25 protein-coding genes and 2 tRNA genes are annotated in these 26,558 nt (G+C 39.5%); 20 read left to right on the forward strand and 7 right to left on the reverse strand.

Annotated features, from left to right (window positions below; genetic code table 11):
• The first annotated feature begins 140 nt into the window (after window positions 1-140).
• Both I6F41_RS16185 and ccoG read left to right on the forward strand, forming a co-directional pair.
• Window positions 141-1,559: a sigma-54 interaction domain-containing protein gene (locus I6F41_RS16185; protein ID WP_197108756.1), complete on the forward strand. Its 1,419-nt coding sequence runs from the start codon at window positions 141-143 to the stop codon at window positions 1,557-1,559.
• Between the two features lie 146 nt (window positions 1,560-1,705).
• Complete coding sequence (gene ccoG / locus I6F41_RS16190; RefSeq protein WP_167376935.1) at window positions 1,706-3,088, forward strand: cytochrome c oxidase accessory protein CcoG; 1,383 nt, start codon at window positions 1,706-1,708, stop codon at window positions 3,086-3,088.
• 78 nt (window positions 3,089-3,166) lie between these two features.
• On the opposite strand, the gene I6F41_RS16195 is transcribed toward ccoG, so the two are convergent.
• Window positions 3,167-4,081 carry a M14 family metallopeptidase gene (locus I6F41_RS16195; protein WP_193039009.1) on the reverse strand — a complete coding sequence of 305 codons (915 nt, stop codon included), beginning with the start codon at window positions 4,079-4,081 and terminating at the stop codon, window positions 3,167-3,169.
• A gap of 289 nt (window positions 4,082-4,370) precedes the next feature.
• Here I6F41_RS16195 and I6F41_RS16200 point away from each other — a divergent pair, with 289 nt between their 5' ends.
• Window positions 4,371-6,566: a UvrD-helicase domain-containing protein gene (locus I6F41_RS16200; RefSeq protein WP_197108757.1), complete on the forward strand. Its 2,196-nt coding sequence runs from the start codon at window positions 4,371-4,373 to the stop codon at window positions 6,564-6,566.
• 49 nt (window positions 6,567-6,615) lie between these two features.
• On the opposite strand, the gene I6F41_RS16205 is transcribed toward I6F41_RS16200, so the two are convergent.
• A complete protein-coding gene (locus I6F41_RS16205) occupies window positions 6,616-7,203 on the reverse strand; it encodes a hypothetical protein (RefSeq protein WP_089368506.1) in 588 nt (195 codons plus the stop codon).
• Window positions 7,204-7,449: 246 nt separating this feature from the next.
• Here I6F41_RS16205 and I6F41_RS16210 point away from each other — a divergent pair, with 246 nt between their 5' ends.
• Entirely contained in the window at window positions 7,450-9,081 is a 1,632-nt protein-coding gene (locus I6F41_RS16210; RefSeq protein WP_197108758.1) for a cyanophycinase, read from the forward strand.
• 78 nt (window positions 9,082-9,159) lie between these two features.
• Here I6F41_RS16210 and I6F41_RS16215 read toward each other — a convergent pair whose 3' ends face one another.
• Window positions 9,160-9,558, reverse strand: a complete 399-nt coding sequence (locus tag I6F41_RS16215) for a YkgJ family cysteine cluster protein (RefSeq protein ID WP_197108760.1) — start codon at window positions 9,556-9,558, stop codon at window positions 9,160-9,162.
• Window positions 9,559-9,724: 166 nt separating this feature from the next.
• Here I6F41_RS16215 and I6F41_RS16220 point away from each other — a divergent pair, with 166 nt between their 5' ends.
• The gene (locus I6F41_RS16220) at window positions 9,725-9,973 is read left to right on the forward strand and encodes a hypothetical protein (protein ID WP_197108762.1); all 249 of its coding nucleotides are present in this window, start codon (window positions 9,725-9,727) and stop codon (window positions 9,971-9,973) included.
• A 78-nt stretch (window positions 9,974-10,051) separates the two neighbouring features.
• Here the strand turns inward: I6F41_RS16220 and I6F41_RS16225 are convergent, their stop codons facing one another.
• On the reverse strand, window positions 10,052-10,933 hold the full coding sequence (locus I6F41_RS16225; RefSeq protein ID WP_197108763.1) for an SDR family NAD(P)-dependent oxidoreductase: 882 nt from the start codon (window positions 10,931-10,933) through the stop codon (window positions 10,052-10,054).
• A gap of 181 nt (window positions 10,934-11,114) precedes the next feature.
• Here I6F41_RS16225 and I6F41_RS16230 point away from each other — a divergent pair, with 181 nt between their 5' ends.
• The 3 genes from I6F41_RS16230 (at window position 11,115) to I6F41_RS16240 (ending at window position 13,750) form a co-directional block, all read left to right on the forward strand.
• The gene (locus I6F41_RS16230; RefSeq protein ID WP_197108764.1) at window positions 11,115-11,615 is read left to right on the forward strand and encodes a nuclear transport factor 2 family protein; all 501 of its coding nucleotides are present in this window, start codon (window positions 11,115-11,117) and stop codon (window positions 11,613-11,615) included.
• Window positions 11,616-11,852: 237 nt separating this feature from the next.
• A complete protein-coding gene (locus I6F41_RS16235) occupies window positions 11,853-12,827 on the forward strand; it encodes a transposase (RefSeq protein WP_197108765.1) in 975 nt (324 codons plus the stop codon).
• Window positions 12,828-13,135: 308 nt separating this feature from the next.
• Window positions 13,136-13,750, forward strand: a complete 615-nt coding sequence (locus I6F41_RS16240; RefSeq protein ID WP_197108766.1) for a Fic/DOC family protein — start codon at window positions 13,136-13,138, stop codon at window positions 13,748-13,750.
• Here the strand turns inward: I6F41_RS16240 and I6F41_RS16245 are convergent.
• From I6F41_RS16245 to I6F41_RS16255, 3 genes are all read right to left on the reverse strand, one after another.
• Window positions 13,743-13,895 carry a hypothetical protein gene (locus tag I6F41_RS16245; protein WP_197108767.1) on the reverse strand — a complete coding sequence of 51 codons (153 nt, stop codon included), beginning with the start codon at window positions 13,893-13,895 and terminating at the stop codon, window positions 13,743-13,745. The two genes, I6F41_RS16240 and I6F41_RS16245, sit on opposite strands and share 8 nt — an antisense overlap.
• A gap of 140 nt (window positions 13,896-14,035) precedes the next feature.
• A tRNA-Pro gene (locus tag I6F41_RS16250) sits at window positions 14,036-14,112 on the reverse strand.
• 124 nt (window positions 14,113-14,236) lie between these two features.
• Window positions 14,237-14,860, reverse strand: a complete 624-nt coding sequence (locus I6F41_RS16255) for an arylesterase (RefSeq protein WP_011328552.1) — start codon at window positions 14,858-14,860, stop codon at window positions 14,237-14,239.
• Here I6F41_RS16255 and I6F41_RS16260 point away from each other — a divergent pair, their 5' ends adjacent.
• The 12 genes from I6F41_RS16260 to I6F41_RS16315 all read left to right on the forward strand — a co-directional run bounded on the left by I6F41_RS16260 (window position 14,861) and on the right by I6F41_RS16315 (window position 26,409).
• Window positions 14,861-15,574 (forward strand): ABC transporter ATP-binding protein, encoded by a 714-nt coding sequence (locus I6F41_RS16260; protein WP_011328551.1) that lies wholly within the window; start codon window positions 14,861-14,863, stop codon window positions 15,572-15,574.
• Window positions 15,564-18,065: an ABC transporter permease gene (locus I6F41_RS16265; protein ID WP_197108768.1), complete on the forward strand. Its 2,502-nt coding sequence runs from the start codon at window positions 15,564-15,566 to the stop codon at window positions 18,063-18,065. Before I6F41_RS16260 ends, I6F41_RS16265 begins: the two co-directional genes overlap by 11 nt.
• A gap of 129 nt (window positions 18,066-18,194) precedes the next feature.
• On the forward strand, window positions 18,195-18,719 hold the full coding sequence (ruvC, locus tag I6F41_RS16270) for a crossover junction endodeoxyribonuclease RuvC (protein ID WP_011328549.1): 525 nt from the start codon (window positions 18,195-18,197) through the stop codon (window positions 18,717-18,719).
• 2 nt (window positions 18,720-18,721) lie between these two features.
• The gene (ruvA, locus tag I6F41_RS16275) at window positions 18,722-19,339 is read left to right on the forward strand and encodes a Holliday junction branch migration protein RuvA (RefSeq protein ID WP_089368500.1); all 618 of its coding nucleotides are present in this window, start codon (window positions 18,722-18,724) and stop codon (window positions 19,337-19,339) included.
• A gap of 7 nt (window positions 19,340-19,346) precedes the next feature.
• Complete coding sequence (gene ruvB, locus I6F41_RS16280) at window positions 19,347-20,354, forward strand: Holliday junction branch migration DNA helicase RuvB (protein WP_011328547.1); 1,008 nt, start codon at window positions 19,347-19,349, stop codon at window positions 20,352-20,354.
• A gap of 1,061 nt (window positions 20,355-21,415) precedes the next feature.
• Window positions 21,416-22,120, forward strand: coding sequence for a protein TolQ (gene tolQ, locus I6F41_RS16285; RefSeq protein ID WP_041454480.1), 705 nt, complete (start codon window positions 21,416-21,418; stop codon window positions 22,118-22,120).
• Window positions 22,107-22,538, forward strand: coding sequence for a protein TolR (tolR, locus tag I6F41_RS16290; protein ID WP_041454479.1), 432 nt, complete (start codon window positions 22,107-22,109; stop codon window positions 22,536-22,538). Before tolQ ends, tolR begins: the two co-directional genes overlap by 14 nt.
• A 4-nt stretch (window positions 22,539-22,542) precedes the next feature.
• Window positions 22,543-23,448: a cell envelope integrity protein TolA gene (tolA, locus tag I6F41_RS16295; RefSeq protein ID WP_011328544.1), complete on the forward strand. Its 906-nt coding sequence runs from the start codon at window positions 22,543-22,545 to the stop codon at window positions 23,446-23,448.
• A 9-nt stretch (window positions 23,449-23,457) separates the two neighbouring features.
• Window positions 23,458-24,816, forward strand: a complete 1,359-nt coding sequence (tolB, locus tag I6F41_RS16300) for a Tol-Pal system beta propeller repeat protein TolB (protein WP_011328543.1) — start codon at window positions 23,458-23,460, stop codon at window positions 24,814-24,816.
• 35 nt (window positions 24,817-24,851) lie between these two features.
• Entirely contained in the window at window positions 24,852-25,394 is a 543-nt protein-coding gene (gene pal / locus I6F41_RS16305) for a peptidoglycan-associated lipoprotein Pal (protein WP_011328542.1), read from the forward strand.
• A 13-nt stretch (window positions 25,395-25,407) separates the two neighbouring features.
• A complete protein-coding gene (gene ybgF, locus I6F41_RS16310; protein WP_197108770.1) occupies window positions 25,408-26,154 on the forward strand; it encodes a tol-pal system protein YbgF in 747 nt (248 codons plus the stop codon).
• A 179-nt stretch (window positions 26,155-26,333) separates the two neighbouring features.
• Window positions 26,334-26,409 (forward strand) — tRNA-Lys (locus I6F41_RS16315).
• Window positions 26,410-26,558: the final 149 nt, after the last annotated feature.

The raw sequence follows: 26,558 nt of genomic DNA on the forward strand, positions 1-26,558 counted from the left end.
TTTGTCATAAATTTTTGTATTTTCGTAATTCTATTGTCACTCCCTTCCTCCAGCGCTATTAATTACTAATAATAATTTTTGCAGTGCACTTTTTGAATTAAATTGTCATAATGATCGCGATATTTCGCGAGGGCTATTTTATGATAAAACAATTTTTAAACGATCCTAGTTTATTACTCAACGCAGTGGGCGAAGGAATTTATGGCTTTGATCTGTCGGGTAATGCCGTGTTTGTTAACCCTGCGGCCGAGCGCATGACGGGCTGGAGTGCAGAGACACTATTAGGTAAAAAAATTCATCAATACCATCATCATACTCATGCCGATGGCACGCCTTATCCAGCCGACGAATGCCAAATATATTGCACCATGTTTGACGGTAAACGCCGTGAAGTGAAAAACGAAGTTTTTTGGCGCAAAGATGGCAGCTCTTTCCCGGTTGAGTACACATCGACACCAGTTTATCGAAATAATGAATTGATAGGTGCGGTAGCGGTATTTCGCGATATTTCTCAGCAGCAACAAACACAAAATGCATTACAAGATGCACTTGCACAAGTAAAACATTTGAGTGAACAGTTACAAGATGAAAATAATTATTTAATAGCAGAATTAAACGAAGATTGGCAAGACTCTGGCTTAGTAGGTAAAAGCCACGTGTTTCAAACCATGTTAGAGCAAATTAAGTTAGTGAGCGAAACCGATACCACAGTGCTTATTTTAGGCGAAAATGGTACAGGTAAAGAGCTGGTTGCCCGAAACCTATACAGATTAAGTAAGCGTAATAAACAGCCCTTTATAAAAGTGAACTGCGCAGCATTTACGCCAAGCTTATTAGAGTCAGAGCTGTTTGGCCATGAGAAAGGCGCGTTTACTGGTGCTAATGAGCGCCGTAAAGGGCGTTTTGAACTAGCCGACAAAGGTACCTTATTTTTAGATGAAATAGCAGAGCTGCCGCTTGAAGCGCAAAGTAAGTTGCTTAGAGTGTTGCAAGAGCAAGAATTTGAACGTGTTGGGGCAAGCAATACATTAAAGGTAGATATTCGCGTTATTGCAGCAACTAACCGCGATCTATGGGAAATGGTGCAAAAAGGCAGTTTTAGAATCGATTTATACTATCGCTTAAATGTATTTCCTATAAAAGTGCCAGCGCTGAGAGAGCGCAAGGAAGATATTCCTTATTTATGTAGTAATTTAATAGTGCAGTTAAATAAACGTTTAACTAAGCAGCTTAAGGGATTAAGTAATAAGGCAATTTCTCAACTACAAGCTTATGACTGGCCAGGTAATATTAGAGAGTTACAAAATGTACTAGAGCGCGAGGCCATTTTATCTAAGCAAGCTATTTTACAATTAAGTCAGCCATTACAAGCAATATCACAAAGTACTATAAACCCAGCATTAACGCTCAATGAAATGCAAAAACAGCATATTATTACTGTGCTTAAGCTGTCGGCTTGGCAAATATCGGGGAGTAAAGGTGCCGCTGCAAAACTTGGTATGCCAGAGAGTACCTTACGCTCTAAAATGTACAAGTTAGGGATTAGCAAGATTTCGTGATATATCGCGAGTATCGCTTTATTTCGCGAGTTTGAGGTTTTCAATAATAAATAAATCACTTAAATATCAATACAATGCCTTTGCTTTCAGTTTGGTCTGAAAGTTGCAAATACTTAACTAACATCCGTTATGATTAAGTAAGTACTATGAAGTTTGATATTAAAGAAGAAGATATGATCATCAAGCCCTACAAAAGCGAAGGGCCAATTTATATACGTGAGCAAAAAGGCTTTTTTCAACGTATACGCCGTAACTTAGGCTGGTTATTAATGCTTACGTTTATTGCAATACCGTGGATCCAATATAACGGCCAACAAGCGGTGCTATTAGATGTAGCAACGCAAAAGTTTACTATTTTCACTTTAACTTTATTCCCGCAAGATTTTATTATTGTAGCCATGTTGTTTATGGTGGGGGCCTTTGCGCTATTTTTTGTAACCAACTGGTTAGGCCGCGTTTGGTGTGGTTATACTTGCCCTCAAACTATTTGGATGTTGATGTTTTCGTGGGTTGAGCAACGCGTTGAAGGCACACGTAATCAGCGTATACAGCTTGATAAATCTGCATGGGGTTTTACCAAATGGCGTAAAAAGCTTACTAAACACAGTGCTTGGTTAGTGCTATCACTATTAACTGCCACTTCATTTTTAACTTATTTTATACCCGCAAAAACATTGTACTTAGAAATGCTTACTTTTGAGTGGTCGGGTATTACCAGCTTTTGGGTGTTTTTATTTGCTTTGTGTACATATGGTAACGCAGGGTTTTTACGTGAAAAAATGTGTACTGTGGCGTGTCCGTATTCGCGTTTTCAATCGGTTATGTTTGATAAAGATACACTCGTGGTTACTTACGATAGCGCACGCGGTGAAAACCGTGGCCCACGTAAACGTAAGGCCGACCCAAAAGCACTTAACTTAGGTGACTGCGTAGATTGTAATTTATGTGTAGAGGTATGCCCAGCAGGAATAGATATTCGAAATGGTTTGCAATATGAATGTATAAACTGTGGCTTATGTATTGATGCTTGCGACGATACTATGAATAAATTTGGTTATGAAAAAGGGTTAATAAAATACGCTAGTGGAGAGCAAATGGCGGGTAAAAAAACCAACCCTTTTAGGCTTAAATTGGTTGGATATGGTGTTTTGACCGTGATGCTAATTGTAGCTATGTTTGCTTGGGTGGCACAAAGAACACCAATTGAAGCCTCGGTACTGCGCGATAGAGGCGCCTTGTACAGAGTAAATTATGAGGGTTTAGTAGAAAACCCTTATACGTTAACGATTATAAATAAAACCCAACAAACATTGCACTACACTATTGCTATATCAGGCTTAGCAGAGGCTAAATTAACTAGCCCAGATACAACACTAATTCAACCTGGAATGATGAGGCGTATACCCGTAACGGTGACTGCAGATGGCTTTGATATTTCAAACAAGGTAAGTAAAGTTAAATTTATTATTTTTGCAGAAGAAGATCCGAGCATTAGCATAACGAAAGATAGTTACTTTTATAAAAATTAAAAGTATAAAAATGCCCAAGCTAGTTTACCTACTTGGGCATTTTAATAGGATTATTAATTGTATATATTTAAACCCAGATCACAGATTAATTATGTAATCTAATGCGCTCGTAATTACGGCTACTTGTGCCAAAATACATTCTTCGTCACTTGCTGTAGGGCTATCTGGGTATACTTCAGTGGTGGTTACATAAGGTGCATTGGTAAAGCCCATACATAAACCTAATTCGCGAGCAGCGTAGTTGATCACCCCAAATTGCTCTTGTGGCACACCAATAAGTTGGTTATTTTCATCACTTGGGGCAATGTGGGTTACTTTTGCTACGCTATCAATAATGGCTTTTTGAAATGCAGCCTCAGGTTTAGTGCTATCGGCCACTAAATAAAAACCATCGGGAATATTCCAATTAGTATTTACTGTGCCTTCGCGTGCAGCTAGTGCCGGGCGAAACTCGCTGTTGTCGCTGTCGGTCGTTTCGTGCAAATCAATATGAGCAATTAAATCTAACTCAAGGGATTTTACATACGCCATAATCGCCGCCGACTCTTGCGCTGGGCTACCTTCATAAAATGAGCGGTTAGGATCAATGGCTTCTGGGTTCCAGCGGTTTATCGTTTCGTACCCCCAAGGGCTAATACAAGGTGCGATTACAATATTAAAATGCAGACTATATTTTTGCGCTGCCGTTTTTGCAAACCTAAGCGCGCCGTGTACGCCACTAGTTTCGTAGCCGTGTACACCACCGGTAATTAAAACGGTAGGTTTGTTAGTGTTAAAGTCAGCGGTTTTTAAAACAAATAAAGGATATTTGCCTGCAACGTAATTTAGTTCGCCATATTGTTCTACATTAAGCGCATCTTTGAGCTCGTTAATGAGGGTTACTACTTCATTTTGATAGCTGCGTTTAATATTTTGGCGGGTTAACCAATCGGCTTTATCGTTGTTATTCCACTTAGTGCCAGGTGTGCCAATAGGATATGTGCTGTTAGTCATAATAAACCTTTAATAATAATTATAATTAACCTTATAGCAAGGCTATATAGCAAGGCTATATAGCAAGGCTATATAGCAAGGCTATATAGCAAATGCAGTTAATATAATTAGTAAATAAAAGCACAGCTTAACGCTGACTAAAATAAGGCGCAAATTAAAACGATAAACAGCTGTTTTAATTTTTTAAATTAGCTATTTACTAAGCTCAGTTATAGTAAGTTGTTAAATTAAATGTATTATAAAAGAGTATGTTACAATTGTTTTATTACCTACTTAGATATTGAGTATTATGGCGCAGTATTTTGCCACACCTAGTTGGTTAGGCCGTTTTTTCACCCGTATTAAATTACTCAGTATTGAGCAGGAAAGCTTAGTGATTGAGTTTAAAAACGCGACTAAGCAATCGTTTTTAATCAAGGATTTTAACGATTTTTCGCAGTTGCAAAACCGGATATTTAGCGCCAAAATTAATTTAACTCTAGGTGAAAATAGTGCTCATACTACTATTAGCTTTTTAAACAAAGCACAGGCAAAAGCACTAAACATTGCAATTAACCAATATTTTTCGCAAGCGCTTGAACACAAAATAAATAATGCTAAAGCTTTATTAAAGCGCACTGCGTTAGATGAGTATTTACGCGACAGTAATACCACAATTTTAAGCGCTGAGGTGTTTTCACTGAGCAAGCGCTATCAGCAAAACCGCAATGTGTGGCAAGGGTATTTACCTTCAAATAGTAGCCAGTTTTTATCGGTATTGGCCAGTGCAAAAAATAAGAATGATGCTATTGCACAACTGCGTAATAAATATGAGCGCAAGCAACTTGCTCAACGAGCTGATTTTTATAATAACGTGGAGTCAAACCCATTAACTAATGAGCAGCGTCTTGCTGTAATACGCAATAACGATAAAAATTTAGTATTGGCTGCTGCAGGTACCGGTAAAACCTCAGTTATGGTAGCCAAAGCACTTGATCTAATTGCCACAAAACAAGCAATGCCAGAGCAAATACTGGTACTTGCTTATAATAAAACAGCGGCGCAAGAGCTTAAAACACGCTTTATTAAACGCGCCCAGCAGGCTAAATTATCAAGCAAGTCACCAGAGGTTTTAACTTTTCATGCGTTAGGGTTGCAGCTGCTACAGCAGGCAGGTAAAGGTTGCAACATATCGCCTTTTGTAAGTGATTTTGGCGCGCTGCCGAGCTGGCTAACATCATGGCTAAGTGAGCAAGTACAAGCCCAACCGGTATTATTAAGCGCCTTTATTGCTATGCTCGATAAGCCTTTAGTATCCTGCGATACTCATAAAAGTAAGTTTAATGCTACGCAAGTACTGGCAATATTAAAAGACTCAGGGCAGCTTAAGCATGAGGTTGATAAATATTTAAAATGCTTAGCAGCTATAAGGGCTGAACAGTTAACCGATAGCGAAATTACTCAGCGGCTTAAGCGCCAAAATAATCAATTAAATACTGTTCAACTAAGTACCAATCAATTAAATACGAGTCAAGTTAATAGCAATCAAAAAAGCACTAATCATCACAGTGCGGCCGCGCAGTTATTAATTGCTATGCATCGCGCTTATAAAACGCAACTCATTGCGCAAAACTGTATTGATTTTGACGATATGATTTTACAAGCTACTCAGGCTGTAAATAAGCAGCAAGTGAATGTGCCATGGCAGCATATTTTAGTGGATGAATTTCAGGATATTTCTGCTGCACGTATGGCTTTATTAAACAGTTTAATTAAGCATGGTCATAAGGTGCGTTTTACCGCTGTAGGTGACGACTGGCAGTCAATTTATCGGTTTTCTGGTGGTAACTTAGCACTTACCACACGTTTTAATGAGTTAGTGGGTAGTCATTCGTTAACGTTGTTGCAAAAAACATTTAGGTATAACAATAGTATAAGTGACGTAGCGGGGCGTTTTGTTATGCAAAACCCTGAGCAGTATAAAAAGCTCATTATTACTCATACACAAGTGGCTGAGCCTCAAGTTATTTTATTAGATGACGTGTACCAAGGTAAAAAGTCGTTAGAGCTAAAAACCCAGCAAACTATCAATACTATTCAAAAACACCATGCAAACGCGAGTATTGCTGTATTGAGCCGTTATCGTTATACGCTCAACAAAGTGCAACAGCGTTTAGCCTCACAACAAAAAAGTGCAAACGTAGCATTTTTAACCCTGCATAGCGCCAAAGGGTTAGAAGCAGATTACTGTATTATTATAGGGTTAGAGCAGGGGAAGTTTGGCTTTCCGAGCAGTCAGCAAAATAATCCGCTGCTGGAGGCTTTACTACCTAGCCAAGACACCTTTGCTTATTCAGAAGAGCGGCGTTTATTATATGTGGGACTTACCCGAGCAAAACATAAGGCTTACTTAATTGCCGATGCTAAACAGCCGTCGTTATTTGTTAAAGAATTAATAAATGACAACTATCCAATTCATATTGCATCTACTTTGTTTAGCAAATAACAAAAAGCAATAGTATGCAGTGACTGTAACCAGAGGCTGTTGTTAAGCGCTAACTTGGTGAGTTAATTAATGGTTCATGCTGATATAAATTAGCGTATTGACGTTGGTGTTCGGCAAATAAATAAGCTCTTAATTGTTCTTTACCAGTATGAATGTGTTTTATTTTAGCTGCAAGGCCATGCTTGCTTTGCCTGACAGGCTCAATATCCATAGATACAGATTCTTTATTTGGTAGGGTAAATTCTACGTGTTGAACTTTTGATAGGTTTTTGTGTTTACCGGTGGGCTTTAAAAATACACCTGTGCTTGAAATTGATTCAATGCAAAAGCCTTGGCTTTTAATATTTAAATGGCTCCAGCGCCAACTGCGTTGAGTGCCTTTAGTATCAATAACTTCAGGAGCGCTTAAAGTAGGTGTAATTGTGCCGGAGCTATTAATTTTTAAGTGTAGCGGAAACCACAGTTGGTAATGGGCAACCTCAGCCAGTAGAGTTAAATTGGCATTGCTAAGTAACTGCGCAATACTAACAGGCACACTGCTTTGCATGGTTAACATAGGCTCATGAGGTAATGCAGGTTTTTGATCGGATTTAAATAAGTCAGATAAAAAGTCTATTTCTTCAGCAGAAAAATCCATATTCCATACTCGGGTTGCCTAAAATATAAGCATAAGTTAAACAAAACACCGGCTCAATAAACAGCGTGTTTAATTTTGTTTAGTTAGTCTTTAACCGTTTTAGGTAGTTAGTATCTTTAGCTAAACAAAGCGATACGGCGCGTTATTAGCTTAACCCTAGAGCTAGATTAAGATATAAAGTTGCAGCCCAAGTTATTAAAAATTAACATGATGTAATTACAAGCCACTTTTTATTTGGGTTATATCATGACGCATGCATTTACACATTATAGACAACAACAATTGGTCCGCTTTTTAGCTGTGTTATTAAGCATTACGTTTTGTGCTAGTTTAACGGCCGCAGAGCAAAGCCAAACGTTAATTTTAGTTGGTAGCGAGCTAAGTAGCTGCAGTAGTTTAAACATGCAACAGTGCGATAAAAACACCCAAATAGCGGGTAAAGCAGAGCATTTATTTAGCGTTACGGTTAAAAAAGTTAAAAAAATCACTCAGCAGTGGCCGAGTACTAATCAAGAAGTTAAAAGCAGTACAGTTAAAGTTTTACTTGCGATAAAGGCTAAATCATCAACATCAATAACTAAGCCTGCACTGTTATGGCACTGGCGCGATATTGATAATACCCAGCTTAATAGCCTATCGGAGCAAGAGTATCATTTTGTTATGGATATGCTTGAAGTGCCTCAGTTGAGTTCTCAAGGGCAGCGATTAGCGGAGCAAGTTAACCCTAGTTTGAATAATGAACCGGCTATAAACAATATACTGCAATTTATAACGGGTAGTTTAAAGGTAGCTAACGAGCAACCAAGTGTGTTGGCAATTACAGCAGCAAGCCGAGACCCTTATGCTGCTGCCGATTTTACTCAAGGTTTATTGAGCACGGCAAGTGTAAACAGCCAATGGTTAGCATTGACCCCTGCATTAGTTAAAGCAATTACTACAAACACCTGTGAAAAATTACCACAATATAGGCAATCAGAAATGCGCTTGTATAACCGTGAGGCTATTTATCCCGATCGCATCCAAGCAGAAAATACCCTTTGCAGTAATGGCGTTAATAGCTTGGTAAAGCTAATAAACAACAGTACAGGAGTGATTTTTAATAATGGCGAGCAAGACTTAACGCGCAGCGTACTGTTTGATGAAAACAACCAAGCTTACCCGTGGACTAAAGCATTGCAAACACGCCCTGTTGTTATAGGTAGCGGCGCGGGGGCGGCTATTCAAAGCGGTGGCAAAAACACAAGTGGTAACATAGCTACAATTACTAAAGGATCGAGCCTTTTGGCTTTACAGGCAGATATTAACGATAGTTCTATGTTTAATCTTGCTGGTGGCCTTGCAACATTTAATTATGGCATGATCGATACTCACTTTAGTGAACAAAACCGTACATTAAGGTTGGCAACAGTACTTGATAAAACGCAACAAAAGTTTGGTTTTGGTATTGATGAAGCCACGGCATTAGTCGTTATAAAGTCATCCGCAGGTAACTTAATGACCGTAATAGGTAAAAGTGGTGTGGTATATTTAAAAGCAAAAGGCAATCAGCATTATAACTACTCATACTGGCCTGTAGGCAGCGTTATTGATATTGCAAATGAAGATTTTACCCTAAGCCAGCGCAGCATTAATAAAGCTTTAGCAAGTATTAAAATACCAGCATTACCGCTACAACGATTTGGCTCTATATTAACGAATGCAAAATTACGCTCACTTATTCAAGCTATGTGCTTAAGCCAAGAACAAAGTACAGTTGCTCAACAAGATCAGTTTATATTGAGCTTAAGTGTACAAGCTAACACTGCGTATCATCGTATTAATAAGGATCAATATGGCTGTGCTATAAGTCATTTAGAACTTGCAGTGAGTACATTTTAGTTCTGAAAGTTTACTAGAGCGTGTTTAATTAAAACGGCCAAAATATTGTTTATAAAACTACATTGGCCGTTTTAATACTTAGTAGCCAGCAGGGCGGCTATCACGCATGATAAAATCTAGTTTTATTTGTGCTTTTATTGGCTGCGACAGATCAGTTATTTCAATCATTTCGCATTCATCTCTGATCATTTCAGCTATTAGGCTCGGATAATGACGGCAGTCTTCGGGGCGGTCTAAGTAAATACTGCAAGTGTATTTATTTTGCGCTTGAGGGTTTGTTTTAGGCTCAACCTCTAAAAAAGGGCATCTGCTTAGCCTAACGCCCGATTTAGGATCGAACCATATTTCATTATTTTTAACAAATTCAAAGATTTCAGGGTTAAATATTTCCCATAAATCAATTTCTTCTTGGGTAGCACTCAAGTCGCCATCGCCGTATTTAATACAACATTTACCGCATTGATTACAGTCTTTCATAGTTTGCCAGTTAGCATAATAACCAGGCCACAGTGTAGCACTTATATTGATATGCGGTGTTGTTGGCGAAAAGGTTTAAGTTTCTACCAAGAGTATATAAAATAGCGAGCATATTGTATTACTAAGCTTTGCAGTACGCGGAGCATGATTAAAAGAGTTATAAAAAATGAGTGAAGAGCAAAGTGTAATTGATAACCTAGCCGACCTTGAAAGTTTTTTACTTAATGTAGAAAGCGGTGGCTTTGGCTTAAAAGGTGTTGCAGGCATTGGTATGGCAACAAATAACGCAGATGGCAGCCGTTTTGTTGCTGTGTTTGACGATAATCAAAAGCTACTTTTAGCACGCATGATTACAGAAAACGTATTCCAAACAGGGCAATACATGGTACGTAATGGTGTAGGGCGCAAGCATTAACTATAATAGTTAAAACGCCTATAAGCTTATTTAAGGTTTATAGGCGCTATCAACTTCAACAGCCTCATTTATAACTTATTAATAAATAACGGCAGGGTTTGGCTTATTCGGCGAACCTAACATTTCGCGATAAGATGGTGGCTGCAAACCTTCTCTGTCGGTAATATTAAAACGCTTAGCTATTTCGGCAGCAATTACAGTGTGCCCGTTAAGCTCGTCACCTTTAGGGTCATTAGCAATAGCATAAACAATATCACCAATAAATTCTGGTGACTCTGCGGTTGCCATAAACTGCTGGTATTGCTCTTTATCTAGTTTACCTATAATGGCCGAACGTTCGGTTAAGAGTGGCCCCATCCAAATAGATACAGCACGCATACCTGTGCCTTTAAAGTCTACCGCCATATCATGAGCAAGCTTATCAAGGCCCGCCTTTTGTGCACCATAAGCAGGCCCATGAATATAACAACTAGCACCAAATGAAGAACCAAACATAATTAAGCCACTGTTATGCTTAGCCATTAGTTTTGCGCCATGCCAACTAGCCACGTAAGCAGAGCGTAAACCTACATCTAAAATTTTACCCGCATTAACCTCTTTTTCCCAAAATGGCTTTTGTTCAACTAATTGATCATGAATAAATGCAGCGTTATTAACCAAAATATCTAATCGGCCTTGCTCTTTTTCAACCTGAGCAAACAATGCGGCGGTTTGTGCATCGTCACTGTGATCGCACACCACAGCAATACCTATACCACCTGCTTGATTAATTTGCTCAGCAGTTTCATATACTGTTCCGGGTAATACCGAGCCATCCCACCCTAAAACTGAGCCTGTTTTTATACTGCGGCCAGTAACATAAACTGTCATGCCTTTTTTACCTAAAGCTAAGGCAATGCCTCTGCCTGCACCGCGGCTAGCACCGGTTACAATGGCAACTTTTGCTTCTTCCTGTTGCATGGATTCCCTCATTTAAAAAGATGACACATTAAAAGTACTAAAGGTTAAATTGGCTAACCAGCTCAATTTAGTTTCGATAGTAGTCGTACTAGTAATAAAGATATATTTGTATTGAAATTAGCATGTAAAGCCTTAGTATAAAAGCCTAGCTTAAAAATCGACCAAAAAACAAAGGGCTGCTATGAAATATACAAAGACTACCGAGCAACGTTTACAGCAACTAGAAGACAAGCAATCAATATTAGAGTTGAAATATCGCTACCTAAATGCCTGCGATGAAAAACAACCTGAGGTGGTAACTAATTGTTTTATTAGCGGCGAAGTAGATATTAACTTTGGTCACATTGGCCAATTTAACCGACGAGAAGATTTTGTGGCTGTTTTTAAAGATCTTGGTTGCCACGACCATATAGTTGATATGCATCACGCACAAAATCCGGTTTTTTTAGAGCTCACCAACAATACAGCCAAGACTAAAATTAACCTTCGCTTTCAAAGTATCAACACCAAAGATAAGCTCCATGTGCAATTAGGTGGCTACTACCTCGACGAATTTGAAAAGCAAAGAGACGGTCAATGGCTGATCAGCAAAAGTGCATTTATAATAAATTCGGTAAGCATGAGTGATTTTTCAGGTGAATATAGCAAAGTGGTTTATAGCGGAAGCTGCATGCCAGACTAGGTTACTGTATATTTTTTAAATTCAGGAAAGGTAGCAATAAAGTAACTGAGCGTGTTGCGAAGTAATTGATTTTGGTTATTTAAAAGGCTTTTAAAGTTGGTCGGTATGGAGAGGTATTAAACAGACACCCATCTTAATATTTGTAAAAAGATATTAAACAGACACCCATCTTAATATTTGTAATATCAGTGTAATTAACTAAGCTCTGGTTAGTGCAATAATTAAGCAGGGTGTCACATGGCTATCGCAAGAAAACGTCAGGTTAGTTTGGTCGATACAAAATACTATCACTGTATTTCGCGCTGTGTACGCCGTGCATTTTTATGCGGCGTAGACAACTTTACTAATCAATCGTATGAACATCGCAGAGAGTGGGTTGAAAGCAAATTACTTGCCCTCGCTAACGTGTTTTGTATTGATGTGTGTGCGTATGCAGTAATGAGTAATCACACCCACTTAGTACTCTATGTTGATGATAAAAAAGCCAAGCGACTAACCGATAAAGCCATTATTCAGCGGTGGCACAGGCTTTGTAAAGGCACTGTACTCACTAACAAATATCTGCAAGGTGAAGAGCTAAGTAAAATTGAATGGCTCTTTCTAAATGAAACAATCATTGAATACCGAGAACGCTTAGCTAATATCAGTTGGTTTATGCGCTTATTAAATGAAGACATTGCGCGCAGAGCTAATAAAGAAGATAACTGTACCGGCCGCTTTTGGGAAGGACGCTTTAAATCACAAGCCCTCTTAGATGAAGCGGCATTAATCGCCTGTATGGCATATGTTGATTTAAACCCAATAAGAGCAAAGGCAGCAACAACACCAGAAACATCAGAGCATACCAGTGTAAAAATACGCATTGAAAGTGCCACGGCAGGTAAGCAACCGAAGCAACTCCTGCGCTTTTCAGGTAAATCAAAAAAGCACATGGCAAAAGGATTACCATTTGCGCTTAAATCTTACCTTGAACTAGTAGAATTAACTGGACGTTGTATACGCGAAGGCAAGAAAGGCCATATTGAGAGTATCACTTTACCCCTGTTACAAAGAGTCAACATTACCCCCGAAAACTGGCTAAAACTCACCACACAATTTAGTCGCGTATTTCATGGCGCAGTAGGTCGCCCAGCGTCACACGAAGGATACTGCGAACACCTAAACAGAAAGCGGCGCACCAACGTTAGTAACTGCGAAAAGCTACTGGCTTAAAGCGTTACTTCAAAAAGTTACCCGTTATTTCCCTTCACTGTGAAAGCACAGTATTTCGCATGCCTAAAAATGAATAAAAAGTAGGTAAAAACGATGTTATTTGAGCTAGCGGAAGCATTTTGAATATTTAGGACACTTTAAGCCAAACGATATTTATCTTAGTAAAAATTAAAGCGATTAATTATTAAAATGGGTGTCACATTAATTTTTTATTGTCAGTTTCGACTAATATCAAATGGACAACGCTAAAGGTTACTTGCATTGGTTGTTAAGCACTTTTACACTAATCATTTTACTGGCGTAATTAAATGACTAAATACGAGACTGATTCTATTGAAGCGCAATATCAACTAGGATCTGAAAAACTAGTTTTAGCGAACAAGTTAGCGATTGTTGATGTAGCAGAAATGGATGATGTTGAGGCTATCCTTTTAGTTAAACTATATGAAAAAATATTTACAACGCCAGACACAGAAAGTGATGTTTTTTCTTTTCAAAATGTTGCTAATTGGCACAGACAGTGGCTAGGTAATGTATATGAATGGGCAGGTAAAATAAGAAGTATTGATATGGGCAAAGGCGGATTTCAGTTTATGTCGCCTTTACAAATTGAAAAAAACATTAGGTTATTTGAAGATGAGTATTTATCTCGATTTAATAACTTACCAGAAATGACCGATGAAGAGCTTGTGTCATTTTTAGCGCAGAGCCATGTTGAGTTTATTCTAATTCACCCATTTCGTGAGGGTAACGGCAGGGTAAGCCGTCTGTTAATGGACTTTTTGTGTAGCAAAGCTGGAAAAGGAACGCTTGATTATAGCTTGTGGGATGAGCATAAAGATTTCTACATCAAGTCAATTCAAGCGGGTGTAAACAGAGATTATCAACACATTGAAAGGCTCGTGAGAGATATAATTAAATAGCGAGTGAAAGAGACTCGTATTTGAGTTTATTTTCTTTTAGCTTTTTTTCTATTGTTTTAACTGTTGCACCAGTTTCGATAGCAGTAGAGCTAGCAACAGATCTTAAAATCATACTTTTTGTGATTTTTTTCTTATTTTTATTCATAATTGCCACCTCGTATAAATTTATATCTGGAAATAACTTTACACCTACATTCTCGTGTTATCAATTAAAGTTATAAGTGTTTTTATGAGAATATTGAAGGCTTGAAATTAAATTTGATTCTGATATTAGGTGTTGTTAATTGGTCGGTATGGAGAGATTCGAACTCTCGACCCCTGCCACCCCATGACAGTGCGCTACCAAGCTGCGCCACATACCGACTGAGGTTGCAATAGTACGTGTATTTTTTTAAAAATCAATAAGCATTTGTTTGTTTGAGTGTTTTTTGCGCAAGCAGGCTGAAAATAGTTTCCTTGCGCAATTAAAAGTAGTTAAGCATGGCGCTAGTCTTTATTTAACCAAAGTTTGATCGTGTTATACATTTCGTCTCGTAGTATTGGTTGCGCAGTTTTGTTAGGGTGCAAGTTATCGTTTTGCATTAAGTCGTTTTGCCCAGCAACTTTAAGTACAAAAAAGTCCATAAGGTAAGCGTTTGTATTTTTACTTACTTGTGTAAAACTATCGGTAAACATTTTGCTGTAACGTGGCCCGTAATTAGGTGGAATATAAATTTCCATTAAAGCGCTGGTGGCATTGGCTGCTTGGCTTTTTTTGATTAATTCGGTTAAGTTAGCTTGTAGCTTACTCACCGGAAAACCACGTAAACCGTCGTTTGCGCCCAGCTCAATAAGTACATGAGTTGGTTGATACTGCGCTAGCAAAGCATCTACACGGCGCAGTGCGCCACCGGTTGTTTCGCCACTGATACTGGCATTAATAAGTTTGATATTACTTTGCTCAGCATCGTATTTATCTTGTAACAATTGTACCCAGCCTTGTTCTTGTTTAAGTCCGTAGGCTGCGCTTAAACTGTCACCAAGTATTAAAATGGTGTTATTAGCTGCTGCACTTAGTGGCTTGATAACTAAAAATAAAATGAATACAAAACGTAGGATTGAATGAGTCATATGTCAGCGCTTTCTCAATTAAATATAATTCAAGTAAATGGTTTGTCTAAAGTGGTATCTACCTTTGAAGGTGAGTTGCCCATCCTCAGCGACATCAGCTTTAATGTCAAGCATGGCGAATCTGTTGCGGTAGTGGGCACTTCTGGTTCTGGTAAATCTACGTTACTTAGTTTGTTAGCTGGGCTTGATACGGCGAGTGGCGGTGAAATATTTTTAGATGGCGAGCCGCTACATAATCTCGATGAAGAAGCGCGTGCTGGGCTGCGCGCCGCAAAAGTAGGCTTTGTATTTCAGTCGTTTATGTTAGTACAAAGTTTAACAGCGCTTGAAAACGTAATGCTACCCGCTGAACTTGCAGGGGAGCGCGACGCTAAACAGCAAGCACTTATTTTGCTAGAAAAGGTAGGTTTGGGTCATCGCATCGACCATTATCCGTCGCAACTCTCTGGTGGTGAGCAGCAACGCGTTGCAATTGCGCGGGCATTTATTGGCACGCCAAAAATACTGTTTGCCGATGAGCCTTCGGCAAACCTAGACAGTAAAAACGGTAAAATGATTGAGTCGCTATTGTTTGATCTAAATTCGCAGCACGGTACTACGCTTATTTTAGTAACGCATGACGAGGCGCTTGCACAAAAATGCCAGCATATTATTCAAATTGAAGGTGGCCGATTAGTAGAAAACTCAGCAGAGGAAATAGCAAATGTGGGCTAAGTTAGCGCTTAAGTTATTTTCGCGGGAGTTTCGCCGTGGTGAGCTTACGGTGATAAGTGCGGCTATAGCGCTTGCGGTACTTACCGTGCTTACTTTATCTATGGTTACCGAGCGTATAGCACAGAGCATTGCGCAAAAAAGTAGCGCCTTTATTGCCGCCGACCGAGTGCTTGGCAGTAATCACGTAATCGACACTTCTTATATAGCTAAAGCAGAGCAACAAAATTTAAAAACCGCACAAATGCTTTACTTCGACACTATGTTATTTGCCAACGACGAAATGCAATTTAGTTCGGTAAAAGCGGCTTCAAGTGGTTACCCGTTAAAGGGGCAACTTAAGGTTAAATCGAGCCTAAATGGAGAAACCGAAGTTGCTAACGGCGGACCAACACTTGGCAATGTGTGGCTTAGCGAGTCGGTATTTTATAGTTTAAATATAGATATAGGCGATGTAGTAGAGCTAGGTGCTGCATTATTTAACGTTGAAAAAGTAATTGTAGAAGAGCCCGACGCGCCTTTTAATGTGTTTTCGAGTAGCCGCAGGGTGCTTATAAACATTAACGACGTGGAAAAAACAGAAGTAATACAACCGGGTAGCCGAGTATTTTATCGTCAGCTTTATGCCGGCGATGAAAGCGATATAAATAGTTTTTACGATTGGCTAAAACCGCAGTTAAAAGAAAACCAGCAATGGTATGGCGTAAAAGATCGCCAATCGCCAATATCTAATAGTTTAAACCGTGCAGAAAGCTTTTTGTTGCTAGCAGGTTTGCTGGGCATTATTTTAGCCGCAGTGGCAATTGCGGTGTCTGCAAAGCGTTATTGTGAACGCCAATACGACCCAGTTGCTATGATGAAAACCTTAGGTGGTAGCCGGGCAATGATCCGCAAAATTTACCTTACACATTTATTAATGGTGTGTTTAATGGCGGTAACAGTGGGTTTATTAATTGGCTATGGTTTACAAGAAATTGCGACACATTATTTAGCAAAAAGCATGGGTACAACGTTGCCAATGGCGGGTTTTAAGCCGTGGTTAGTGGCAATTAGTACAGGTGTAATTTGTGCTGTGATGTTTTCTATCAAGCCGTTATTTGATTTATTTGATATTCCGCCATTGCGAGTGCTGCGTCGTAACTTAGGCGATAAACTAGCGGTTAGCCGGGTGCACTTAGCTATGAGTGCGTTTACCGTATTTTTACTCATGTGGCTATTTAGCAATAATATAAAAATTACTCTGATTTTGTTTGCCTCAACCCTTACTTTAATTGGCGTGTTGTTTTTGGTGTCTAAAGTTATATTTGGTGGTGGCCGTAAATTGGGCTTAAAGCCGGGTAATAGTTGGTCGCTGGCAATTGCGTCAATTCAAAAGCGTGCAAATGTGAATGCAGTCCAGCTGATCAGCTTTTCCCTCGCTATTAAGCTATTACTATTTTTAGTGGTACTTAAAAACGACATGATAGCCGATTGGCAGTCGCAGTTACCAGACGATGCTCCCAATGCATTTTTAGTCAATATTACCCAAAACGAACTTGAGCCAATTAATACTTATTTGGCGCAAAAAAACATTCAGGTATCGGAGTTTTATCCCACCATTCGTGGCCGGGTAAATGCGGTAAATGGCGAGCTGGTAGCGCGAGAAGTATCATTGCAAGACAACGAGAAAAAAGATGAAGAGGCACGCGCTGGTATTGGTCGCGAGCTAAACTTAACCTGGCTTGAAACGCCGCCAGCGCAAAACGAAATAGTGCAAGGGCAGTGGTTTAATGAAAACACATTAGCAGAGGCATCTATTGAGGAGTCTATGCTTGAGCGTTTAGATGTTGAACTTGGCGACACGTTAACGTTTTTAATTGGTGCGCAGTCGTTTGACGCTAAAATTACCAGTGTGCGTAAAGTAAACTGGGCCACCCTTAAGCCAAACTTTTTTATTATTTTAAGCCCTGATGTGCTCAAAGACTTTCCGGCAACGTATATTTCGTCGGTACGTATTGAGCCTAATCAAAAACGCGACTTTAGCCAATTGCTGCGCAGCTATCCAACGGTTACCGCCATAGATGTAGGTAACTTTGTTAAACAAATACAATCAACCATAGAGCAAGTGTCACTTGCAATTGGCTTTGTACTTACTATTGTGGTGTTGTGTGGTGCACTGGTATTAATATCGCAAGTGCAAGCAAGCTTAGGCGAGCGCATGCAAGAAATTGTAATACTGCGCACACTTGGTGCAAAAAGCCGGCTTATTAAAAACGCTACTTTATATGAGTTTTTATTGCTTGGTGGTTTGGCCGGCTTAGTTGCCGCTTTTTTTAGTGATATTGCACTATTAGTTGTACAGCAGCAGTTATTTGATCTGGCGGGTAAATTACATCCACATATTTGGATAATAGGACCGGTGGCAGGTGGAGTGTTTGTAGCGGGGTTAGGCTATTTTATGATTGCTCGCACACTTAAGCAAAACACCCAAGGGCTGGTGCGTGCGTTAGGTTAAGTTGCCAATATTTAAGCAAAAGGAAAACGCCCACTTAAGTGGGCGTTTTTGTTTTATTGTTACTGGTAATTTATACAGTGCTCTGGCATTATTAGCCTAATAAACGAATAACAATAATGAGAGTGCTTTTTGGCCATAATTTTAGGGATTGATCCAGGCTCACGCTTAACTGGCTACGGTGTTGTAGCGCATCAGGGGTCTAAATTCACTTATTTAGGCAGTGGTTGCATTAAATTAGCGGATCATGAGTTTCATATAAGACTTAAAATGATTTACCAAGGCATTACCCAGCTTATAGAGCAGTTTTCGCCAGAAACCTTCGCGATAGAAAAAGTGTTTATGGCGCACAATCCCGACTCAGCCTTAAAGCTAGGCCAAGCACGTGGTGCTGCTATTGTAGGCGCTGCAATGGCCGACTTACCAGTATTTGAATACTCAGCAAGGCAAATAAAACAAGCCGTAGTAGGCAATGGTGGCGCCGATAAAACTCAAGTACAGCATATGGTTAAAAACATTTTAAAACTACCTGGTACGCCACAAGCTGATGCCGCCGATGCACTGGCTATTGCTATTTGCCATGCGCACTCAGAACAAAATTTAATAAAACTAGCGGGTAGCGCAAGCAAAACCGTTAGAGGACGTTTAAGGAAATAACTATGATTGGTCGCTTAAATGGTATTTTAGTAGAAAAACAACCTCCCGAAATATTATTAGAGGTAAATGGTGTTGGCTACGAAGTGCAAATGCCAATGACCTGCTTTTACGACTTACCTAAAGTTGGCGAAAATGCCATTGTTTATACTCATTTTGTAGTACGCGAAGATGCACAACTATTGTTTGGCTTTAACAATAAAGTAGAGCGTGCCTTATTTAGAGAGTTATTAAAGGCCAATGGCGTAGGGCCAAAGCTAGGTTTAGCTATTTTGTCGGGTATGTCGGCGCAGCAATTTGTAAGCTGTGTAAATAACGAAGATTCCACAAGCTTAGTTAAATTACCCGGGGTAGGTAAAAAAACCGCCGAGCGGCTAGTACTCGAAATGAAAGACAGGTTAAAAAATTGGGGCAACGATTTATTCACCCCTTTCAGCGACAGTGCGGTTATTGAGCCGTTTAGCGACGCAACAATTGCTAATAATGCCGCCGATGATGCTGTGTCGGCTTTGGTGTCGCTAGGTTATAAATTGCCACAAGCGCAAAAAGCAGTAAAATCAGTAAGTAAACCCGATATGTCTACTGAGGTTCTTATTAAAGAATCTTTAAAATCAATGCTGTGAGTAACCTATGATCGAAGCTGATCGCTTAATTGACGCGACTGAAAAACCCAACGAAGACTCTATAGACCGTGCAATTAGGCCAAAATTACTCGCCGATTACCGTGGTCAACCGCATGTTAAACAGCAAATGGAAATTTTTATTGAAGCGGCCCGTAGCCGAGGCGAAGCACTCGATCACCTGCTTATTTTTGGCCCACCAGGTTTGGGTAAAACTACATTAGCTAATATTGTTGCCAACGAGCTGCAGGTAAATATAAAGGCAACCTCAGGGCCAGTGCTCGAAAAAGCCGGTGATTTAGCCGCATTGCTAACCAACCTTGAAGAAGGTGATGTATTATTTATTGATGAAATACACAGGTTAAGCCCACAAGTTGAAGAAATACTCTACCCAGCAATGGAAGACTACCAACTTGATATTATGATAGGTGAAGGCCCAGCAGCACGCTCGATAAAATTAGATTTACCCTCGTTTACGCTTATTGGCGCAACGACTCGCGCGGGTTCGTTAACCTCGCCACTGCGTGACCGCTTTGGTATTGTGCAGCGCTTAGAGTTTTATTCAGTAGAAGACTTATCGTACATAGTAGGGCGATCGGCGCATTTTCTTGATTTAGAAATGTGCGACGAGGGTGCAGTTGAAATTGCTAAACGCTCACGCGGTACCCCCCGTATTGCCAATAGATTACTACGCCGAGTGCGTGACTACACCCAAGTAAAGTCAGACGGTACGGTAAACGCCGAAGTGGCAGAGCTGGCACTTAATATGATAGATGTAGATAAAAGCGGTTTTGATTATATGGATCGTAAGTACTTACTCGCCATTATAGAAAAATTTATGGGCGGCCCAGTTGGGCTCGACAATATAGCTGCAGCTATTGGCGAGGAAAAAGAGACTATTGAAGATGTAATAGAACCCTTTTTAATTCAACAGGGCTTTATTCAGCGTACACCCCGTGGACGAATAGTGTCAGACAACGCATATCATCACTTTGGTTTACTACCAAAGCAAGACTAATAAAAAGCTATACCCAATTTAAAAAGCCATTGCGATTAATTAATTGCAATGGCTTTTTAGTTTATGCTTAGCCGTGTTTTATGTTGCTTTGCGCTGCCGTTATATTCATTCTATAGGCACGTTATTGGCGCTATACTTGGTGAGCTTTAATGTGGTTGGTATGCGTACTTAAATTTAGCAATAATTCACGATGCGTTAAGTCAATCAAGGTTATTGTGCCTGCGTTATATTGCTGGTGTTAACTAATAGGTGGTTTGCTGTGGCGCACTAGCTTAGGCTTTATGCAATTGTTATAAACGCTAAAGTTGTGATGCTAACTTAATACCTAGGTATTAATGTTATGAAGATTATTTATGGGCAAAAAAAAGCCCGCAAATAATGCGGGCAAACAACAAGTTGAAGGAAGTAATCTTGGGAACTCTATTTTACTTACTTAGGTTTTATCCTAAAAAAGTAAAACAATGTAATACGATGAAATGTCATATTACGAAGAACTGGGTGCAATGAAAACTTTCATTTAATGCGTTAGTTCGGTATGAGGTAATAATACCGAAGAGTTGTTTTTTGTTCAAACTAGAAAATTTATAATTTCAGATAAAAAAAACTAATCTGAATGCTTTTTATGAATGTTCAATTATTGCACGTTAATTAATCGTTAACATTATAACTTTATGAAATTATTTGCTTATATTGTATTTTACAGTAAATTTCGGTATTAGTTTTACTATTACGTTAAAGTAAACCTTAGGTTGTTTTGCGTGCTTATGCTTATATTTTGAATAAACAGCTAATTTAACTGAGTGTTACCTTTATAATAGCGCATTAATAAACACTAATATTAATTACGCAATTATAATAAACGGGTTATTTTACGGTTTAATAAAAATAAAAGAATTTTTTAACGTTTTTTGTTGTCTATTCATAGCAAGATCGTTGTAAGCGGGAAATACACTATATACACTAGCTACAATTTTAGACGCTTACCCTTTGTAGTTCTGGTGTAAGGTCATATTATCCAAATAAATCAATTTGATGTGTTTTTAATTTTTTAGGAGTTTAACGTGGGATCAGGGCTTAATTTTTTAGATCTAATTCTAGAAGCAAGTTTGCTTGTGCAACTAGTGATGCTAGCGTTAGTAGCGATGTCGGTAATGTCGTGGGCTATTATTTTTCAGCGTAAAAAAGCAATCTCAGACGCTTTAAGTAATGCCAAAAAGTTCGAACAAAAGTTTTGGTCTGGAATTGATTTAAGTAAGCTGTATAGCGAAATTTCATCACGTAGTGGGCAATCAAAAGGTATAGAAGCATTATTTACCGCTGGCTTTAAAGAGTTTGCACGTCATAAAAAAAATACATTTCAAAGTGCTGGCATTGTTATGGAAGGCACACATCGCTCCATGCGCGTGGCGCTTTCGCGTGAGGTAGAAAAATTAGAATCAAGTTTGTCATTTTTAGCAACCGTGGGCTCAATTAGTCCATATATAGGCTTGTTTGGTACAGTATGGGGCATAATGAATGCCTTTATTGCACTGGGCGAAGTTAAGCAAGCTACGCTACAAATGGTAGCACCAGGTATTGCTGAAGCGTTGATTGCTACTGCAATGGGTTTATTTGCAGCTATTCCAGCTGTTATTGCTTATAACCGTTTTGCTAATAAAGTTGAAAAATTAGAAACGCATTACATTAACTTTATGGAAGAGTTTGCTAATATCCTACACCGTCAAGCAGCTACTCAAATAGAGGCCCAAGCGAATGTATCAGCGTAAAAAGCGCCGTCCGGTCGCAGAAATTAATGTAGTGCCTTACATTGATGTAATGTTGGTACTACTAATTATATTTATGGCTACAGCACCACTTATTACTCACGGTGTTAAAGTTGACTTACCAAAAATGGAAGAGTCAGACTTAGTTGATACTAAAGATACGCCACCTATTATTGCCTCTATAGATGCTGATGGCCGATACTATGTAAGCGTAGGCACCGACCCTGAAGAGCCAATGGAAGCGCTAGATGTAGCTGCCGTAATTAAGTTACAGCTGATGAAAAATCCAGATGTACCTGTAATGATAAAAGGCTCGGGCAAAGTGTCATATCAAGAAGTATTACTATTAATGGACTTTTTAAAAAGAGCAGGCGTGCCATCGGTAGGGTTAATGACAGAATCCTTTGAGGGGACGAAGTAGCCTTATGCAAACACCATTAATTAAATCAGTACTTTTACATGTGGCATTAGGTGGGTTTTTGTATGCCACCGCAAATATTCATCCGCCAGCGCCTAAGGTAATGGAAGTTACACTTAATTCGGCTATTCCCGATGTAGATAAAGCGGTGTCTGCGGTAACGGTTGATCAAAAACAGGTTGAGCAAAAAATTGCGCAACTTAGAAAAAAAGAAGACGATCAAAAGCGAGCTGAAGACAAACGTATTCGCGATTTAGAGCGCAGAGCTAGTAATGCGCGCAAAGAGCGAGAATCAGAAGCACGACAAATTAAAAAGTTAGAGCAACAGCGTAAAGCCAAAGAGAAAGAAACGGCAGAGGCGCAAGCACAAGCTAAAAAAGCACGTGCCATAGAGCAGCAAGAGCGTGCTAAAGCTAAGCAAGCCGAAAAGCAAAAGCAAGAGTCTGAAAACGCTGCAAAGGCTGCCGCTGATAAACGCAAAGCTGAGGAAGATGCGCTTAAAAAAGCACAAGCTGAACGCAAAAAACGCGAAGCAGAAGCCGAACGTAAGCGTGAGCAAGCAATGCAAGAGCAAATGTTACAAGAGCAACTTGCTAAAGAGCAGGCTGCCCGCAGTAAAATACGCCAACAACAAGTAGTGAGTGAAGTAGATAAGTACCGTGCATTAATAATGGCGCGTATACAGCAAAACTTACTTATTGACGAAAAAATGAAAAATCAGCAGTGCCGAGTTAACATTCGTTTAGGCTTTAATGGCTTAGTAACGCAAGTGACTTCATTAGGCGGCGATAGATTAGTGTGTGAAGCTGCATTAAGAGCGGTGCGTATGGCCGACACATTACCGGTATCAAAAGATAAAGACGTATTCGACCAACTTAAGAATATAAATTTAACAATCAAGCCAGAATTTTAAAGGAATGATATGTTCAACAAAGTAAAAGTAGCCTGTTTAATTTTATTATTGGGTTTTCAGGGCGTTGCAAATGCAGCTCTGGAAATTGTAATAACAGAGGGTATAGATGGCGCACGACCAATTGCTATTGTGCCATTTAAGTATCAAGGTATTGGCCCTATTCCACAAAAAATCAGCGAAGTTATTGCTGCAGATTTAATGCGCAGTGGTAAATTTAAGCCTGTAGATGTAGCACAAATGCCGCAACAGCCAAGTAAAGATAGCGATATTAACTATGCTTCTTGGGTAAACAAAGGAGTAGAGGCGATATTAGTTGGCGAAGTTGAGCAGCAATCTAATGGCCGCTACTTGGTGCGTTATGAACTGGTTGATGTTATTCGTGGGCAAATTACCGGTGGTCAAACGCAAATGATGACTAACGGTAAATTAATTAAAAACCAAGACCATATTTTAGAAGCACGTGAAAGTATTATTAGCGACACCGGCTTTCGTCGTTATTCACACCGTATAAGTGATGTGATTTACGAAAAGTTAACCGGTGAAAAAGGCGCATTTTTAACTAAAATAGCCTATGTTATAGTACGTGATAATGACGACAGACCTTATCAACTGGTAGTTTCTGATTACGATGGTTTTAATGAGCAAGTATTACTGCGCTCTAAAGAGCCGTTAATGTCGCCAGCATGGTCGCCCGATGGCACTAAGTTAGCCTATGTAACGTTTGAAAATCGTCAGAGCCAAATTTACATTCAAGACCTATACTCAGGTAAACGTGAATTGGTTACTAGTTACCCTGGTATTAACGGTGCACCGCAGTTTTCGCCCGATGGTAAAAAGTTACTATTAGTACTTTCAAAAGATAAAACCGGTGCAACCGAAGTTTATTTACTAGACTTAGTAACACGCAAAGAAACGCGTCTTACTCGTCATCGCAGTATAGATACAGAGCCATCGTGGCATCCTAATGGCCAAGATATTGTATTTACATCTGAAAGGGGTGGTAATGCCCAGATTTATAAGTTAAATTTAAAAACTGGCAGAACACAAAGATTAAGCTTTGACGGTGATATGAACCTAGCAGGTTCAATAACACCCGATGGCAAAGAATTAGTGATGGTTAACCGTACCAACGGGCAGTACCATCTTGCTAAAAAAGAGCTGGCTACAGGTGCGTTTCAAGTATTAACACGAACTCGCCTTGATGAATCACCGAGTATAGCGCCAAATGGCTCGATGATTATATATAGCACGCTTCATAATAATAAACAGGTACTTGCGCTGGTATCGATGGACGGTCGCTTTAAAGCACGGTTACCTGTGCTAGACGGACAAGTAAAGGCGCCAGCTTGGTCGCCATATTTACAGTAATAATTGCTGGTTTACTCAAAATAGGAATCTACTCAATGCAACTTAATAAAATACTTAAAGGCCTGCTAATTGCTGTGCCAGTAATGGCTTTAGCAGCTTGTAGCTCATCTTCAGATATAGATGAAGGCGCAGCTAACCAATCAAATCAAGGTATGGTTGAGCAATCAACAAATACTGACACAGTTGAAGTAGCGACAATTTCGCCAGAGCAACGTGCAGAAGAGCAACTTCGTCAAAAATACGAAGCACTTCGTCAAGAGCAAGTAATTTACTTTGATTTTGATAAAGCGACAGTTGAAGGCAAGTACGCTGATTTATTACGCGCACACGCTGAGTTTTTAGTTCAAAACTCATCTGTTAAAGTACTTATTGAAGGCCACGCAGATGAGCGCGGTACGCCAGAGTACAATATTGCGCTAGGTGAGCACCGTGGCCAAGCAGTTGAAAAATACCTACAAAGCTTAGGTGTTTCTGCAAGCCAAATGTCAGTGGTAAGCTACGGTGAAGAGAAACCTATGGTTAAATCTCGCACTGAATCAGCTTTCGCTAAAAACCGCCGTGCGGTACTAGTTTACTAAGATAAGAGATATTATGAAGCCGAAAATTATTTTGGCAGCCATGATATTGAGCGGGAGCACCCAGTTAATGGCTGCTCCCGCTCCTGTTTCAGAAGCTGCAAGTTCACAATCGAGTATTGAAAAGCGTTTAGCGTCGTTAGAGAATATGATGCAACAACGTAACTTTTTACAAGTTGAGTTACAGCAACAGCTTAATTTATTGCAAGATGAAGTAAGCCAAATTCGTGGTGTAACCGAAGAGCAAAGTTATAAGCTAGAAAAAGTGCTGCAGCGTCAGCGCGAGCTTTATCAAGAAATTGAAAACCGCGTAAGCCAAGCCTATAGTCAACCAGCTGCTACAGCGCCTGCAGTTGATCACACGCAAGCTAGCGATACTCAGACATACAGTGCCGATTTATCTGAAAACGAAGCATACGAGCGTGCTGTTGCGTTAATAATGAAAGATAAACGCTATGATCAGGCGATCCCAGAGTTTCAAACTTTTTTAACTACCTACCCAAATTCTGTGTATGCATCAAATGCACATTATTGGCTTGGGCAGCTGCTCACGATAAAAAATAGCCCAGCTAAAGCAACGGAGCATTTTAAAGTGGTGGTTAATGAATTTCCAAATTCAAATAAGCGCCCAGATGCCATGTTAAAGTTAGGCACTTTGCTACAAGAGCAAAATTTAGCAGCCGAAGCGCAAAAAATACTGAACGATTTAATTAATCAGTATCCAAGTACCACTGCTGCAAAATTGGCCACAAAGCGCTTATAAAATTAATACAAGAGACTTGATTAGGCTGCTTTTTGTCATAAGCGGTCTAAAATTGTTCAGCTAAGCATAAAAACTTAAAAAAAGAGACAATTTCGGTTGCACTCATTTTATAAATAAGTATTATAAGCGCCCGCAGCAAACGAATGGTTACCCCACTCGAAATGCGACAAAAATAGAGCGGGTCATTAGCTCAGTTGGTAGAGCAGTTGACTTTTAATCAATTGGTCGATGGTTCAAATCCATCATGACCCACCATTATATTTATAGTAATAATGGTCTATTATCGGCGGATTTACGTAAGCTTAATTAATTATTAAATTAAGCACCCAGAGCGGGGCATTAGCTCAGTTGGTAGAGCAGTTGACTTTTAATCAATTGGTCGATGGTTCAAATCCATCATGCCC

The sequence above is a fragment of the Pseudoalteromonas sp. SCQQ13 genome, assembly GCF_015864415.1.
Taxonomy (GTDB): domain Bacteria; phylum Pseudomonadota; class Gammaproteobacteria; order Enterobacterales; family Alteromonadaceae; genus Pseudoalteromonas; species Pseudoalteromonas nigrifaciens.